This window comes from Streptomyces chrestomyceticus JCM 4735 (assembly GCF_003865135.1).
Classification (GTDB): domain Bacteria; phylum Actinomycetota; class Actinomycetes; order Streptomycetales; family Streptomycetaceae; genus Streptomyces; species Streptomyces chrestomyceticus.
In genome coordinates, this window is sequence record NZ_BHZC01000001.1 from 5,897,019 (window position 1) to 5,911,970 (window position 14,952).

At 71.0% G+C, this 14,952-nt stretch carries 14 protein-coding genes and 1 riboswitch; of the genes, 11 read left to right on the forward strand and 3 right to left on the reverse strand.

Annotated elements, in window-relative coordinates; all coding sequences use genetic code 11:
• The first annotated feature begins 45 nt into the window (after positions 1-45).
• Positions 46-840: an RDD family protein gene (locus EJG53_RS25560; RefSeq protein WP_125046708.1), complete on the forward strand. Its 795-nt coding sequence runs from the start codon at positions 46-48 to the stop codon at positions 838-840.
• A 115-nt stretch (positions 841-955) separates the two neighbouring features.
• Here the strand turns inward: EJG53_RS25560 and EJG53_RS25565 are convergent, their stop codons facing one another.
• A complete protein-coding gene (locus EJG53_RS25565) occupies positions 956-1,297 on the reverse strand; it encodes a hypothetical protein (protein WP_125046709.1) in 342 nt (113 codons plus the stop codon).
• Positions 1,298-1,696: 399 nt separating this feature from the next.
• Between EJG53_RS25565 and EJG53_RS25570 the strand changes: the two genes are divergently transcribed.
• On the forward strand, positions 1,697-4,096 hold the full coding sequence (locus EJG53_RS25570; RefSeq protein WP_154806399.1) for an immune inhibitor A domain-containing protein: 2,400 nt from the start codon (positions 1,697-1,699) through the stop codon (positions 4,094-4,096).
• 116 nt (positions 4,097-4,212) lie between these two features.
• Entirely contained in the window at positions 4,213-4,524 is a 312-nt protein-coding gene (locus EJG53_RS42760) for a hypothetical protein (RefSeq protein WP_125046711.1), read from the forward strand.
• 886 nt (positions 4,525-5,410) lie between these two features.
• On the opposite strand, the gene EJG53_RS25580 is transcribed toward EJG53_RS42760, so the two are convergent.
• Positions 5,411-6,007, reverse strand: a complete 597-nt coding sequence (locus EJG53_RS25580; protein WP_125046712.1) for an isochorismatase family protein — start codon at positions 6,005-6,007, stop codon at positions 5,411-5,413.
• Positions 6,008-6,132: 125 nt separating this feature from the next.
• A complete protein-coding gene (locus EJG53_RS25585) occupies positions 6,133-7,461 on the reverse strand; it encodes a nicotinate phosphoribosyltransferase (RefSeq protein ID WP_125046713.1) in 1,329 nt (442 codons plus the stop codon).
• An 81-nt stretch (positions 7,462-7,542) separates the two neighbouring features.
• Here EJG53_RS25585 and clpS point away from each other — a divergent pair, with 81 nt between their 5' ends.
• The 8 genes from clpS to EJG53_RS25625 all read left to right on the forward strand — a co-directional run bounded on the left by clpS (position 7,543) and on the right by EJG53_RS25625 (position 14,948).
• A complete protein-coding gene (gene clpS / locus EJG53_RS25590) occupies positions 7,543-7,902 on the forward strand; it encodes an ATP-dependent Clp protease adapter ClpS (RefSeq protein WP_241267760.1) in 360 nt (119 codons plus the stop codon).
• Positions 7,902-8,540 carry a DUF2017 domain-containing protein gene (locus EJG53_RS25595; RefSeq protein ID WP_125046714.1) on the forward strand — a complete coding sequence of 213 codons (639 nt, stop codon included), beginning with the start codon at positions 7,902-7,904 and terminating at the stop codon, positions 8,538-8,540. Before clpS ends, EJG53_RS25595 begins: the two co-directional genes overlap by 1 nt.
• A gap of 386 nt (positions 8,541-8,926) precedes the next feature.
• Positions 8,927-10,399: an amino acid permease gene (locus tag EJG53_RS25600; RefSeq protein WP_244955333.1), complete on the forward strand. Its 1,473-nt coding sequence runs from the start codon at positions 8,927-8,929 to the stop codon at positions 10,397-10,399.
• Between the two features lie 92 nt (positions 10,400-10,491).
• Entirely contained in the window at positions 10,492-10,914 is a 423-nt protein-coding gene (locus tag EJG53_RS25605) for a M67 family metallopeptidase (protein ID WP_031007361.1), read from the forward strand.
• A gap of 98 nt (positions 10,915-11,012) precedes the next feature.
• A riboswitch (cobalamin riboswitch) is annotated at positions 11,013-11,127 on the forward strand.
• Positions 11,128-11,162: 35 nt separating this feature from the next.
• Positions 11,163-12,173 carry an ABC transporter substrate-binding protein gene (locus EJG53_RS25610; protein ID WP_125046715.1) on the forward strand — a complete coding sequence of 337 codons (1,011 nt, stop codon included), beginning with the start codon at positions 11,163-11,165 and terminating at the stop codon, positions 12,171-12,173.
• Positions 12,174-12,178: 5 nt separating this feature from the next.
• On the forward strand, positions 12,179-13,228 hold the full coding sequence (locus tag EJG53_RS25615) for a FecCD family ABC transporter permease (protein WP_125046716.1): 1,050 nt from the start codon (positions 12,179-12,181) through the stop codon (positions 13,226-13,228).
• Positions 13,225-14,073, forward strand: a complete 849-nt coding sequence (locus EJG53_RS25620; protein WP_125046718.1) for an ABC transporter ATP-binding protein — start codon at positions 13,225-13,227, stop codon at positions 14,071-14,073. Before EJG53_RS25615 ends, EJG53_RS25620 begins: the two co-directional genes overlap by 4 nt.
• Complete coding sequence (locus tag EJG53_RS25625) at positions 14,070-14,948, forward strand: hypothetical protein (RefSeq protein ID WP_218041931.1); 879 nt, start codon at positions 14,070-14,072, stop codon at positions 14,946-14,948. Before EJG53_RS25620 ends, EJG53_RS25625 begins: the two co-directional genes overlap by 4 nt.
• Positions 14,949-14,952: the final 4 nt, after the last annotated feature.

Below are 14,952 nucleotides of genomic sequence, written 5' to 3' on the forward strand. Positions count from 1 at the left end.
ACCTCGCCGGATGCGGCGGGGCGCGGCCCGGGTTCGACTCGGGCCATGAGCACCGACCAGCCCGGGCCCGGCTCCGCGGGCGAACCGCCGGAGCGCGACCCGTACCTGAAGAAGCCGCAGGAACCGCCGTCGGGCGGCGCTCCGTACGGTGCCGAGCCGGCCGGTGGCTCTCCGTACGGCGGCCGGCCGGCCGGCGGGTCCCCGTACGACCGCCCCGCCAACGCCACCCCGCACGGCGAACAGCCGCCCGGCGGCGACCCGTACGGCGGCAGTGCCCCGCCACCCGGGAGCGGCCCGCCGCCCGGAGGGATGCCGCCGCCCTACGGGGGTGACCCGTACGGGGGCAACCCGTACGGCGGCCAGTACGGCGCCGCCGACCCGCTGGCGGGAATGCCGCCGCTGGCGAGCCGCGGCCGTCGCCTGGTCGCCCGCATCATCGACTGGATCATCGTCTGCGTACCGGTCGGCCTGATCATGAGCGGGGTCGTCGGCGGCTTCGACTACTGGACGACGGACGGCACCCAGACCGGACGCCAGGCGTCCGTCTCCCTCGTGACGATGCTGGTCTACCTCGTCTACGAGGGGCTGATGCTCACCAGCCGGGGCCAGACCGTCGGCAAGATGGCGATGAAGATCCGGGTGGGGATGCTGGAGAACGGCGCGGTACCGGCCGGGCAGGCGGGCTGGGTGCGGGCGGCGGTCTACACGCTGCCGGAGATCGTGCCGTGCTGCGGCTTCATCTTCTGGCTCGTCAACGTCCTGTGGTGCACCTGGGACAAGCCGTACCAGCAGTGCCTGCACGACAAGACGGCCAAGACGGTGGTGGTCTCCACGGCCTGAGGCCGGTACCCGCCGTCCTTCCTGGCGGCTCCGGCGCGTCAACCGGCGGTCGGCGCACCCCTCTTCCGAGCGGTGCCCGGCCGCCTACGCGCGTCCACCAGCCACGGACGGGCGACTAACGCGAGTGCTCGCTGACGCGCCCCTCGGAGGAGACGCCCGCGTGGGTGTGCTGACGCGGCACCCGCAGGGCCGACGCACGGGTGGTGGACGGCACGTGCGCGCGTACGCCGTGGACGGCGCGCGCGCCGGAGCGCGGGGCCGTGCGGCGGCGCGTCACATGAGAAACCCCCGGCAGCGGCGCCGTGAGGGCGACCAGCAGGCCGAGGGCGAGGGCTGCGACGGCGATGACCGCGATTCCGACCCCGGTCCGCGTCTGCGAGAGCAGTAACAACGCGAGGGTCGAGAAGACGACGGTGGCCGATCCGTAGGCGAGCTGTGCGGCAGTCGGACGAGGCATGGCGGATCCGTCCTCAGGAGGTCGGCAGGGGTGTGGTCGACAGGGGCGCGCCGTCAAACGACTCTACGGTCCTTACTGCCCGAGCGGAACTGGCGGTAAGCGTGACCTGACCCACGGTTCCGAGGCATACGGGGCGCACGGATTCATTCCTGGTTTGAACGGGCCTGATCGGCGCGTCTGTCGGGGTGCCCGGGGCACGGCGCGGGGGAGCCGCCGGGGTAGTGCGGGTACGCACGTGCACCACGTCCCCGTACGTACCCAAACGTGTCCGTTACCCGCAACCTGAAGGTCGAAAACCGTACTTCTCTGTCGTGCCCAAGTCAAGATCTGTCTTTTCCCTCCCCCTTCCGGTCAAATGCTGGCATCCAGTGACCGTTTTCAAGGGGAGGAATGCGCCAAGTGAGAGCCAAGAGACGGGCGTTCAAACCGGCCGCCCTGGCCACGGCCGCCGCCGCGATCGGGGCGGCCGCCCTGTCTTCCGGCGCGCCGGCGCAGGCCGACGACGGCCGGCCGCCGCTCGCCGTCCAGCGGCAGGACCCGGGCGCGCCCGCCAAGCAGGCCGTCGACCACGACCTCAAGGGCCCGTTCAGCGACCAGCAGGCGGCGCAGCGCAAGGAAGCGCTCCAGCAGGTCATCTCCGGCGACGCCAAGCCCACCCGGCACGGCGCCTCCCAGGTCGTCAAGCTCGACCGCGGCAAGTACGTCGAACTCGCCCGCGAGAAGACCGACAAGATCTTCACCATCCTGGTCGAGTTCGGCGACAAGGTCGACGACACCACGATGTACGACCCGGACGGCGACGGCCCCAAGCCCCCGGTGAAGAAGTACGGCGGCAAGCCCGGCCCCGCGCACAACACCATCGCGCAGCCCGACCGCCGCAACGACAACTCCACCGCCTGGCAGAAGGACTACAACCGCCGGCACTTCCAGGACCTCTACTTCTCGCACGACAAGAAGAAGGAGTCCCTGGCCAAGTACTACGAGAAGCAGTCCTCGGGCCGCTACTCGGTCGACGGCGAGGTCTCCGACTGGGTCAAGGTCGACTGGAACGAGGCCCGTTACGGGTCGAACTTCTGCGGCTCCACCAACTGTGCCAGTGCCTGGGACCTGATCCGCGACGGCGTCAACCGCTGGGCCGAGGACCAGAAGGCCAAGGGCCGCACCGACGCCCAGATCAAGGCCGACCTCGCCAAGTACGACCAGTGGGACCGCTACGACCACGACGGCGACGGCAACTTCAACGAGCCCGACGGCTACATCGACCACTTCCAGATCGTGCACGCCGGCGAGGACGAGTCCGCGGGCGGCGGCGCCCAGGGCACCGACGCCATCTGGGCACACCGCTGGTACGCGTACGGCAGCGACTCCGGCCGTACCGGCCCGGCCGGCAACAAGGCCGGCGGCACCCAGATCGGCAGCACCGGCATCTGGGTCGGCGACTACACCATGCAGCCCGAGAACGGCGGCCTCGGCGTCTTCGCCCACGAGTACGGCCACGACCTCGGCCTGCCCGACGAGTACGACACCACCGGCACCGGTGAATCCTCCGTCGACTCCTGGTCGTTGATGTCCGCCGGCTCCTGGCTCGGCCGCGGCAAGGACTCCATAGGCGACCTCCCCGGCGACATGAGCGCCTGGGACAAGCTCCAGCTCGGCTGGCTCAACTACGACAAGGCCAAGGCGGCCACCAAGTCCACCCACAAGCTGGGCGTGGCCGAGTACAACACCAAGAACAAGCAGGCGCTGGTCGTCGAACTCCCCGCCAAGACGGTCCGCACCGACGTCGTCAAGCCCGCCGAAGGCACCCAGCAGTGGTGGAGCGGCATGGGCAACGACCTGAAGAACACGCTCTCCCGTCCGGTCGACCTCACCGGCAAGAAGAAGGCCGCCCTGACCCTCAAGGGCTGGTGGGACATCGAGCAGAACTACGACTTCGCCTATGCCGAGGTCTCCACGGACGGCGGCGCCAACTACACGCCGCTGGAAGGCACCGCCGACGGCAAGCCGATCACCCGTGACGGCGGCGACAAGCCCGCCCTGACCGGCACCTCCGGCGCGTACAAGGACCTCGTCTTCCCGCTCGACGCGTACGCCGGCAAGAAGATCGACCTCCGCTTCCGCTACCAGACGGACGGCGGCGCCGCCCAGAAGGGCTTCGCCGCGGACGCGATCTCGGTGACCGCCGACGGCAAGGCGCTGTTCACGGATGGCGCCGAGGCCGGTGACAACGGCTGGGCCGCGAAGGGCTTCTCGCGCATCGGCGCCTCCTTCACCAAGGACTACCCGCGCTACTACATCGCCGAGAACCGCCAGTACGTCTCGTACGACAAGACCCTGAAGACCGGCCCGTACAACTTCGGCTGGGCGACCGACCGCCCCCAGTGGGTCGAGCACTTCCCGTACCAGAACGGCGTCCTGATCTGGCTGTGGGACACCTCGCAGCCCGACAACAACGTCGGACAGCACCCCGGCTACGGCCAGATCCTGCCGATCGACGCCCACCCGAAGGCCGAGAAGTGGTCGGACGGCAAGCTGATGCGCAACCGCTTCCAGACCTACGACTCGACCTTCACCCGGCACCGTACGGATGCGCTGACGCTCCACAAGGACGGCAAGGTCACGAAGATCAAGTCGAAGCCCGGTGTGACCGTCTTCGACGACCGCAAGGGCGTCTACTACGACGAGACGAACCCGACCGGCGGCGTGATCGTTGCTGACACCAACACCCGTATCAAGATCAGCAACGAGTCGTGGAACGGCTCCACGGTGACCCTCCAGGTGGGCCCCTCCACCAAGTAGTCACCAAAACCGCAGGTCACAAGCCATTCGGCCGCCACCCCCTAGCGGGCGGCGGCCGATCGCGTTTAGATGCACCTTGCGAGTCCTTGTTGACGCCGAGTCTCACGGGGGAAACCGTGCCCACATCCGGAGGAGGATTCATCAGGCTTCCCGCCGGAAGCGTGGTGGTCGCCCTGACCCTGCCCAGACCGGGCGACAACGGACACCGCGTCCGCGTCCTGGTCCACGCGGTGAACCGGCAGCGCGCGCTGACGAGGTTGCGCAATCTGGGGCTGCGTGCGGTGTATCTCCGTGGTAACACGGAGCCACCCACCCCGGACGAGGTCACGGCTGTCCTCCATCACCCCGATGGGCTGGTGTGGCGCGAGACGCCCGACGACGATACGGAGTCTTGGCATCCGATCCGGGCGTTGCTCCGCTCTGCGTAGGGGGTGCCCTCTGCGCTGCGCGCGAGGATATGTGCCGACGGGCGGCTCGCATTGCTTGCGTGGTGGGGGCGGGGGCGCGCAGGGGGCCAACTCCTCGGCACCGTGGACCGCAACGTACTTTCGATAGGCAACGCAGAGGCCCGGCTGCCTGCGGGGATGGCCCCCTACACGCCCCCTCAGGCCGGTTCGGCGAGCCGAGGTCGGTGGGGGGAGAAAAGAACGATGACGCAGGAGGGCGCCTTTCCTGGGGGTGAGGCTCACGGGGTGGTGGCGAAGGCGGGCCACTCCCCGGCGATGGAACGCGCGCGTCAGGCCGGCCCACGCCGACGCGGCTCCGCCGCGCCACCGGGCGCTGACGCGCCGGGGGGCGGGCCACTCCCCGGCGATGGAACGCGCGCGTCAGGCCGGCCCACGCCGACGCGGCTCCGCCGCGCCACCGGGCGCTGACGCGCCGGGGGGCGGGCCACTCCCCGGCGATGGAACGCGCGCGCCAGGCCGGCCCACGCCGACGCGGCTCCGCCGCGCCCCAGGGCGCTGACGCGCCAGAGGGGGGCGGAGCGCCGAGGCTCCCGCGCCGCAGGCGCGCTCAGCTTGTAAAAGCCCCAGCCCGATCGCACCGAAAGCCGCTCGACGGCCAGGGCTCGGGGTCCCGCAGGGGTCTCCCCGCAGGCAGCCGGGCCTCTGCGTTGCCGAATGAAAGTACGTTGCGGTCCACGGTGCCGAGGAGTGACCCCGGAGGGACCCCGAGCCCCCCACCACCGGACCTATCGCGCACAAAGCGCACCCCAGACCCGGTGCGCTTGGGCTTGTGAAAGCCCCAGCCCGATCGCTCCGAAAGCCGCCCGAGCCCCCCACCACCGCACCAAAGGCGCGAAACGCGAACCCCTCAGGCAGCGATGATCACCGGCTTGCCGGTGAGTTCGACCCCCGCGGCCCGCATCTGCTCCAGCGCCCGCTTCGTCGTGCCCGCCGCCACCCCCGCCGTGAGATCCAGCAGCACCCGCACCCGGAACCCCTCACCCACCGCGTCCACCGCCGTGGCCCGCACGCAGTGATCCGTGGCCAGGCCGACCACGTCCACCTCGCTCACCTCGTGAGCCCGCAGCCAGTCGGCCAGCGGGTGGCCGTTCTCGTCCACGCCTTCGAAGCCGCTGTAGGCGGCAGCGTGGGCGCCCTTGGAGAAGACCGCGTCGACCGCCCCGGAGGCCAGCGCCGGGGCGAAGTTCGGGTGGAAGCCGCTGCCCTCCGTGCCGGCGACACAGTGCGGCGGCCAGGTGGTCTCGTAGTTCGGCCGCACGGAGAAGTGGTCACCGGGATCGATGTGGTGGTCGCGGGTCGCCACGATGTGCCGGTAGCCGCTGCCCGCGGCCTCACCCACCAGATCGGTGATGGCGGCAGCCACATCCGCACCTCCCGCCACGGCAAGGCTGCCGCCCTCACAGAAATCGTTCTGCACGTCAACGACGATCAATGCCCGGTGCATGGTGCGAGCCTTCCGGCTGGGGAGCGGTGAAGTGGGCGCGGAGTGGGCGCGAAGTGGTGTGACCGAGGGTAGCCACTGGCCGGGCCGAGGGGGAGTGGGCACCGGGGGCTGACGGGCGCACCCCGTCAAGCCTGCTCCGTGGGCAGTACCGCCTCCCCACGGGACAACTGCATCGCGGACATCGGCAGCCCGGCCCGCGCCGCGATGTGCCGCTCCCGCGCCGCGTCCAGCGGCTCACGGGCGACCACCTCACCGCCGCGCACCAGCGGCACCGCGAGCTGCCGCTCGGCGAACTCCGCCGGCACCGGGCCGGTGCCGACGACCTCCGCCTCCGCGACGCCGTGCTCGTCCAGCCGCCGTGCCGACCACTTGCGGCCGCCGAGCGACGCCTTGCCGCCCATGGACTTCTTGGCCACCGGCCGCAGCGGCGCGTCCGCCGCGTCGCTGTCGGCGCGGGCGACCAGCTTGTAGACCATGGAGCAGGTCGGGTGGCCGCTGCCGGTGACCAGTTGGGTGCCCACGCCGTACGCGTCCACCGGTGCCGCCGCGAGCGAGGCGATGGCGTACTCGTCCAGGTCGCTGGTCACGACGATGCGCGTGTCGCGGGCGCCCAGCTCGTCGAGCTGCTGCCGTACGCGGTGGGCGAGCAGCAGCAGGTCGCCGGAGTCGATGCGGACGGCGCCGAGGCCGGGCCCGGCCACCTCGACGGCCGTACGGACCGCCTCGGTGACGTCGAAGGTGTCCACGAGCAGCGTGGTGCCGCTGCCGAGCGCGTCGACCTGTGCCCGGAACGCGTCGCGCTCGCTGTCGTGCAGCAGGGTGAAGGAGTGGGCGCTGGTTCCGACGGTCGGGATGTTGTAGCGGAAGCCGGCCGCGAGGTCGGACGTGGAGTGGAAGCCGCCCACGTACGCCGAGCGGGAGGCGGCGACGGCGGCCAGCTCGTGGGTGCGGCGGGCGCCCATCTCGATGAGGGGCCGGTCGCCGGCCGCGACGGCCATCCGGGACGCGGCGGCGGCCACCGCGGAGTCGTGGTTGAGGATGGAGAGGATCACCGTCTCCAGCAGGACCGCTTCGGCGAAGGTGCCCTCGACCCGCATGATCGGCGAGCCGGGGAAGTAGACCTCGCCCTCGGGGTAGCCCCAGATGTCGCCGCGGAAGCGGTATCCGGCCAGCCAGTCCAGCGTGCGGTCGTCGAGGATGCCGCGCTCGCGCAGGAAGCCGAGAATCGTTTCGTCGAACCGGAAGTTCTCCACCGCGTCCAGCACCCGGCCCGTTCCGGCGACGACGCCGTAGCGGCGGCCTTCCGGCAGGCGTCGGGTGAAGACCTCGAAGACCGAGCGGCGCTCGGCGGTCCCGGACCGCAGTGCGGCCTGCAGCATGGTGAGTTCGTACTGGTCGGTGAAGAGCGCAGTCGACGGCACGTCCACCGGCAGCCCCAGGTCTGCTGTGTTCATGGTAAGGATGCTACCTCTCATACTCGTCACTCTGACGATTTCCCCGGGCTGTTTGTGCGATGCCCCACCGCGGGTGGCAGCATGGAGACCGTGAGCGCCGACCCGTCTGCCACCATCGCCCTTCGATCGACGCGCTGCGCGCTCGGCGCCCCCGTGGAGATCGAACGACCCGAGTCCAGCGAGGCACCCTCCGAGGTGCCGGAGCCGGACGTGCCCTGGGTCACGCTGGTGCACAACGACCCCGTCAATCTCATGAGCTACGTGGCGTACGTCTTCGAGACCTACTTCGGCTACTCGAAGGGCAAGGCCAAGCAGCTCATGCTCGACGTTCACCACAAGGGACGGGCGGTCGTCTCCAGCGGCAGCCGCGAGGAAATGGAGCGCGACGTGCAAGCGATGCACGGGTACGGCCTGTGGGCGACCCTCACCCAGGACCGCTGATGGCCGGCCACTTCGAGCCCCTGCCCGGCGGCGGCGCGGCCGCCCCCCTCGACGAGGTCGAGATCTCCATCCTGCGCAGCCTCGCCGTCCAGCTCATGGAGCTGATCGGGCCGGGCGAGGAGCCCGCCGAGGGCGACGACCCGCTGGCCGCGCTGTTCACGGAGGGCCCCAGCGAGCCCCCGTCCGACCCGGCGCTGGCCCGCCTCTTCCCGGACGCGTACGGCGGCCCGGACGAGGTGCCGGACGACGCCACGCACGCCGCCGCGGCCGAGTTCCGCCGCTACACGGAGAACGACCTGCGCACCCGTAAGCGCGAGGACGCCCTCGCGGTCGTACGGGCCCTGGACGCGCTCGGCCCGGTCGGCGGAGCCCGCCGCACCGACGGCTCGGACGCCGCCGCCCCGGAGGGCGCCGTGGACGGTGCCGTGCTGCGCCTGAAGCCGGACGAGTCGCGGCAGTGGCTGGGCGCCCTGAACGACCTCCGGCTGGCCATCGGCACCCGTCTGGAGGTCACCGACGAGGACGAGAGCGGCGAGCTGCTGCGGCTCCCGGACAGTGACCCGCGCAAGCCGATGGTGATGGCGTACCTGTGGCTGGGCGGGCTCCAGGAGAGCCTGATCGAGACGCTGACGGCCTGATCCCCGGGCTCTCGGGAGCGGACCCGGAGGTTCCGCACGGGCGCGCCGTCCGGCCGCCCGTGGTCCCGTGTCGCCTGTCCCGGATGTCCCGATCGCGGGGGCCGCTCAACGGACGCTCAAATCCGGATAACGATCGCGTCACCGACCCTGACTACCCACCAGCCCATTCCAGCATTTATCCTACTTTTCTTGTGCTCGGCTCCAAGACATCACTGGTAGATGTCCAAGGCGCCGTGATACATGTTCACGAACCTGCCGTGAGTGACGCCACCCCTGTCACTCCGGGAGCGCTTGGCCGGCCGACCGTCGGCGTGCAGGAACTCCATCCGGGGGATCGGAACCCGATCCGGACAGACCGGGTCGGAATGGAGAAGGGCGCACCACACATGACCTCTGTGCAGGTCGAAAAGAACGCCGGCGGCAGCGACGCCGCGGGATCTGCCTCGGAAGAGGGTTACCAGCGGGGGCTGGGAAACCGGCAGATCCAGATGATCGCCATCGGTGGCGCCATCGGAACCGGTCTGTTCCTCGGAGCGGGCAAGGCGATCTCGAAAGCGGGACCCAGCATCATCCTGGCCTACGCCATCGTGGGCCTGGTCATCTTCTTCATCATGCGCGCCCTGGGCGAGCTGCTCATGTACCGGCCGGTGTCGGGCTCCTTCTCGGAGTACGCCCGCGAATTCCTCGGCCCGTTCATGGGATTCGTGACGGGCTGGACGTACTGGCTGTTCTGGGTGGTCACCGGCATCACCGAAGTAACTGCAGCCGCCACCTATGTGCAGTACTGGAACAAGGGAATACCCCAGTGGGCGTCCGCCCTGGTCTTCACGGTTGCCCTGTTCGGTATCAACCTGATCTCCGTGAAGCTCTTCGGTGAGCTGGAGTTCTGGTTCTCGATGGTCAAGGTCACCGCGATCATCGGCATGATCCTCATCGGTCTCGGCGTGATCACCATCGGTTTTTCCGACGCCGGTGACACCGCTTCCTTCAGCCTTCTGTGGTCGGACGGCGGCTTCTTCCCGAAGGGCATCGGCGGCACGCTGATGACCCTGCAGATCGTGATGTTCGCCTTCCTGGCGGTCGAACTCGTCGGGGTCACCGCGGGTGAGGCCACCAACCCCAAGAAGGTCCTGCCCAAGGCCATCAACACCGTGCCGTGGCGGATCGGCCTCTTCTACATCGGCGCGCTCATCATCATCCTGTCCGTCGTGAGCTGGACCGTCTTCAAGCCGGGCGTGAGCCCGTTCGTCGCGGCCTTCCAGCAGATCGGCCTGCCGGCCGGCGCCGCCATCGTCAACTTCGTCGTACTGACCGCGGCGCTGTCCTCGGCCAACTCCGGCATGTACTCCACCGGCCGGATGCTGCGTGACCTGGCGCTCAACGGCCAGGGACCCAAGCTGTTCACCCGCCTCAGCAAGAACGGCCTGCCGACCTGGGGCACCGGCGTCTCCGTCGCGATGATGCTGTTCGGCGTCTGGATCAACTACCAGTGGCCGGGCAAGGCCTTCGACCTGGTGGTGTCCTTCGCGACGATCTCCGGCATGTGGGCCTGGATCATGATCCTGATCTCGCAGCTCCGCTACCGGGCCAAGGCGGACCGCGGCGAGCTGCCGCAGTCCGAGTTCAAGGCGCCCGGCGCCCCGTACACCTCGATCTTCGCGCTGGCCTTCATCGGCATGGTCATCGTGATGATGGGGGTGGACCCGGACGCCCGGGTCTCGCTGTACGCGGCACCGGTCTGGGCGCTGGTCCTGGGCGTCAGCTACCTGGTGCTCAAGTCCCGCAACCCCGACATGTTCGGCAAGGCCGCCGCTCCGGTGGCCGTCACGTCCGCCCCGCAGGGCGGCAAGAAGGACTGAGGGCGGCCCGCTCCCGGGCGGGCTGTCCAGCATGCGGGCCGGTTCGTACCAACCTTCGGTACGCACCGGCCCGCCTGCTTATTCTGGGGCCCATGCTGACCCTTACCAAGGCCCTGTACGACCAGATCGTGGAACACGCCCGCAAGGACCACCCCGACGAGGCCTGCGGCATGGTCGCGGGCCCGGCCGGCAGCGGCCGCCCCGAGCGGTTCATCCCGATGCTCAACGCCGCCCGCTCGCCCACCTTCTACGAGTTCGACTCCCAGGACCTGCTCAAGCTCTACCGCGAGCTGGACGACCGGGACGAGGAACCCGTGATCATCTACCACTCGCACACCGCGACCGAGGCGTACCCGTCCCGTACGGACATCTCCTACGCCAACGAGCCCGGCGCGCACTACGTCCTGGTCTCCACGGCCGACACCGACGACGCCGGACCGTTCCAGTTCCGCTCGTTCCGCATCCTGGACGGTCAGGTCACGGAGGAAGACGTCGAGGTCGTGGACGCCTACTGACCGGGGACGCCCGCTGATCCGCGGCCGTCTGCCGATCCGCGGCCGCCTGCCGGCCACCGCGACGGCGGACGCCGCCGGCGCACCTGACACACTGTGCCGCATCACCTCGGGCGGCAGGACCCAGGAACCCGGTGCGAATCCGGGACGGTCCCGCCACTGTGACCAGGCCGCACGGCCTGGAAGCCAGGAACTGACCTGCCGCCTGCACACCGACCAGGGGACGCGGATCCCCCGGAGGAGGCACGGCCATGTCCAGACGCAGGTCCCGCGGCGCACTGCGCGCGCTCATCTCGGCGGCACTCCTGCTGCCGCTCGCCGCCTGCGGCACCGGCGGCGGAGACGGCGGCGACGCGAAGGCGTCCGGCGGGGCCACGGCCAAGGCGGCCGGCTTCCCGTACACCGTCGACAACTGCGGCGTACGCACCACCTTCAAGGCCCCGCCCGAGCGCGTGGTGACCATGAACCAGCACACCACCGAGATCATGCTCGCCCTCGGCCTCAAGGACCGGCTGGCCGGCACCGCCTACCTCGACGACAAGGTCCTGCCGCGGTACGAGAAGGACTACAAGAGCGTCAAGGTCCTCGCCAAGGAGTACCCCTCCTACGAGACGCTGCTCGGCGCCAACCCCGACTTCGTCTACGGCGGCTACGCCAGCGCCTTCGACAAGGGCGAGGGCCGCGAGCGGGCCGCGCTGGAGAAGTCCGGCATCAAGACCCGCCTGAACATCGAGTACTGCACGCACGGCAAGACCGGTGTCCAGCAGCTCGCCCAGGAGATCCGCGAGGTCGGCGCCACCTTCGGCGTACGCGACCGCGCCGAAGCCCTGGTCAAGAAGGCCGAGACCACGATCGACGCCACCAAGGACAAGCTCAGGGGCACCGCCCCGGCCTCCGTCTTCGTCTACGACAGCGGCGACTCCTCCGTGCACACCGCGGGCGGCAAGGGCATCGGCAACGAGATCATCTCCCTGGCCGGCGGCCGCAACGTCTTCGCGGACACCGCCAAGACCTTCACCGATGTGTCCTGGGAGCAGATCGTCGAGCGCAAGCCCGAGATCATCGTGATCTACGACTACGGCGGCACCCCCGTCGAGGCGAAGAAGAAGCGGCTGCTCGAAGACCCGGCCCTCCGGGACGTACCGGCCGTGAAGAACCAGCGGTTCGCGGTACTGCCGCTGTCCAGCGCGGTGCTCGGCGTACGCGTACCGGACGCCGTCCGGTCGCTGGCCGGGCAACTGCACCCGGACGCCTTCAAGTAGCCGCGGTGAGCTGCAAGACCGCGGCCGCACCGCCGCGCCGGCTGCGCTACACCCTCGTCCTGGCCGTCCTCGCCGCCGCCCTGCTCGCGGCGGGGCTGGCCGGGCTCGTCCTCGGCTCCGTCCGCATCCCGCCCGGCGACGTCCTGCGCATCCTGACCGGGGACGCGCCGGCCGGCCCGTTCCCGACCATCGTCCTCGACGTACGGCTGCCCCGCGTGCTGCTCGGCGCCGTCGTCGGCGCGGGGCTCGCCGTCATCGGCACCGTCCTGCAGGCGCTGGTCCGCAACCCGCTCGCCGACCCGTTCCTGCTCGGCGTCTCCTCGGGCGCCTCGACCGGCGCCGTGATGGTCGTCGTCCTCGGCGTCGGCGGCGGACTCGCCAGTACGGTCTCGATGCCGCTGGCTGCCTTCGCCGGGTCGCTGGCCGCGCTGGTCGCCGTCTACGCCATGGCCCGGCGCGGCGGCACCATGACCACCGGGCGGCTGGTGCTGGCGGGCGTCGCGGTCCAGTACATCCTCTCCGCGCTCACCAGCCTCGTCCTGGTCACCTCGGCCAAGGCCGAGCACCTGCGGTCCATCATGTTCTGGACGCTCGGCGGCCTCGGCCAGGCCCGCTGGAACACCCTGTGGCTGCCCGCCCTCGTCCTGCTCGCCGGCCTCGCGCTGCTGCTCACCCTCGCCCGGCCGCTGGACCTGCTGCTGGTCGGCGAGGAGGGCGCGACCGTCCTCGGGCTGGACACCGGCCGCTTCCGCGCCGCCGTCTTCGTCCTGGCGTCCCTGGTCACCGGCGTGCTCGTGGCGGCCAGCGGCTCCATCGGCTTCGTCGGCCTGATGGTGCCGCACGCCGTCCGTATGCTCGTCGGCGCCTCGCACCGGGCCCTGCTGCCGGTGGTCGCCCTGGCGGGCGCGGTCTTCGTCGTCCTCGCCGACCTGCTGGCCCGCACCGTCGCCGGCTCCCAGGAGATCCCGGTCGGCGTGGTCACCGCGCTGGCCGGCGGACCGTTCTTCCTGTGGCTGCTGCGCCGCACCACCCGTACGGAAGGGATCACCGGATGAGCGTCCCGAACACGGACCCCGCCGCCCCCGCCGAGCTGCGGACCGAGGGACTGTCGTACGGCGTCGACGGCCGCCACCTCGTCGACGGCGCCGACCTGCACGTCGCGCCCGGCGAGACGGTGGGCCTGGTCGGCCCCAACGGCAGCGGCAAGACCACCCTGCTGCGCTGCGTGTACGGCACCCTGGCCCCCACCCACGGCCGGATCACGCTGGACGGCTGCGACCTGGCCGGGTTCTCCGCCAAGGAGCGGGCCCGGCGCGTGGCCACCGTCCCCCAGGACGGCAGCGGCGCCTTCGAACTGACCGTGCGCGAGATCGTCGCGATGGGCCGCTCGCCGCACAAGCGCTTCTGGGAGACCGACACGGCGGACGACGCCGTCCGCACCGACGAGGCGCTGGAGCGGGTGGGCGTCGCGGAGCTGCGGGAACGTTCCTTCGCGGCGCTCTCCGGCGGTGAGCGACAGCGCGTCCTGGTCGCGCGGGCGCTCGTGCAGCAGCCGTCCCTGCTCGTCCTCGACGAGCCGACCAACCACCTCGACATCCGCTACCAGCTCGACGTCCTCTCCCTGGTGACCTCCCTCGGCACCAGCACCCTGCTCGCCCTGCACGACCTCAACCTCGCCGCGTACTACTGCGACCGCCTGTACGTGCTGCGCGAGGGCCGCGTCGTCGCCCACGGGACGCCGCACGAGATCCTCACCCCCGGCCTTCTGGCCGACGTGTACGGGGTCGCCGCCGAGGTCAGCACGCATCCGGTGACCGGGGCGCCGACGGTGGTGTATCTGCCGCCGGGGGCGGCGGGCGGGCGGAGCGCGGCGGGTTCGGGGGCGGTGGGGCGGCGGTGAGCGCGTACGAGGCGGGCGCTGCCACCGGCGGTCATGGCGGGCCGCTCGCAGCGGACGATGTGGACGGGCCGCTCGCAGCGGTCGGGGCGGGCGATGCGGACGGGTCGCACACCGAGGGCAACCCGGACGATCCACACGCCGCACTCGCGGCTCTCGCCGCCCACGGCCCCCGCTACCGCCTCGGCCTCGGCACCCCGCCCGACGGCGAGCCCGACTGGCTCGCCGCCGACCGCCTGCTCGACCCGTACGGCCCGGACCTGTCCCGCCTCCTGGACACCGAGCACCAGGGCAGCGGCCACCGCACCGCGCACGCCGCCGCCCTCACCCTCATCGCGGTCTACGCGGGCCGGGTCACCGCGGCGGCCGTCCTGCACTGGGCGCTGACCGGCCGCGTCCTGGACGTACGGCCGGAGAACGTCCTGCTGCGACCGGATCCCGGGCACGGCATCGCCGGGGTCAGGATGCGGACGTTCCGCATCCTGGACGGGCCGGGGCCGAGTGCCGATACGCTTCAGCACGTCGTCCTCGCCCGCCACCTGCTGCCCCTGGCCGACGCGTTGCGGGAGCGCACCCGGGCCGGACTGCGGCAACTGCGCGGGGGAGTGGCCCACGGCTGTGCGACCGCCCTCGCCGCCTCCCACGCCGATCCGGAGCTGCTGGCCCGCCGCTGGACCGCCTTCCTGGACGGCGCGCCCGGCGGCCTCGCCGCACTCGGCGATGTGGTCACCGTCACACGCCGCGACGGCACCCCGCGTCTCGTCTACCTCCGCCGCACCTGCTGCCTCTTCTACACGAGCGCCGAAGCCGTGCGCTGCGTCAGTTGCTGCCTGACCAGCAGGGACGAGCGGATCGCGGCCTACGCGGCGCGCTCCTGAGACG

What these genes read in the sequence shown, in the direction of transcription:
- EJG53_RS25580 (WP_125046712.1), bottom strand. Translation starts at nt 6,007, where the DNA reads ATGCACCGGGCATTGATCGTCGTTGACGTGCAGAACGATTTCTGTGAG.
- EJG53_RS25600 (WP_244955333.1), top strand. Translation starts at nt 8,927, where the DNA reads ATGACCTCTGTGCAGGTCGAAAAGAACGCCGGCGGCAGCGACGCCGCG.
- EJG53_RS25620 (WP_125046718.1), top strand. Translation starts at nt 13,225, where the DNA reads ATGAGCGTCCCGAACACGGACCCCGCCGCCCCCGCCGAGCTGCGGACC.
- EJG53_RS25565 (WP_125046709.1), bottom strand. Translation starts at nt 1,297, where the DNA reads ATGCCTCGTCCGACTGCCGCACAGCTCGCCTACGGATCGGCCACCGTC.
- EJG53_RS25605 (WP_031007361.1), top strand. Translation starts at nt 10,492, where the DNA reads ATGCTGACCCTTACCAAGGCCCTGTACGACCAGATCGTGGAACACGCC.
- clpS (WP_241267760.1), top strand. Translation starts at nt 7,543, where the DNA reads ATGGAGACCGTGAGCGCCGACCCGTCTGCCACCATCGCCCTTCGATCG.
- EJG53_RS25560 (WP_125046708.1), top strand. Translation starts at nt 46, where the DNA reads ATGAGCACCGACCAGCCCGGGCCCGGCTCCGCGGGCGAACCGCCGGAG.
- EJG53_RS25610 (WP_125046715.1), top strand. Translation starts at nt 11,163, where the DNA reads ATGTCCAGACGCAGGTCCCGCGGCGCACTGCGCGCGCTCATCTCGGCG.
- EJG53_RS25595 (WP_125046714.1), top strand. Translation starts at nt 7,902, where the DNA reads ATGGCCGGCCACTTCGAGCCCCTGCCCGGCGGCGGCGCGGCCGCCCCC.
- EJG53_RS25585 (WP_125046713.1), bottom strand. Translation starts at nt 7,461, where the DNA reads ATGAACACAGCAGACCTGGGGCTGCCGGTGGACGTGCCGTCGACTGCG.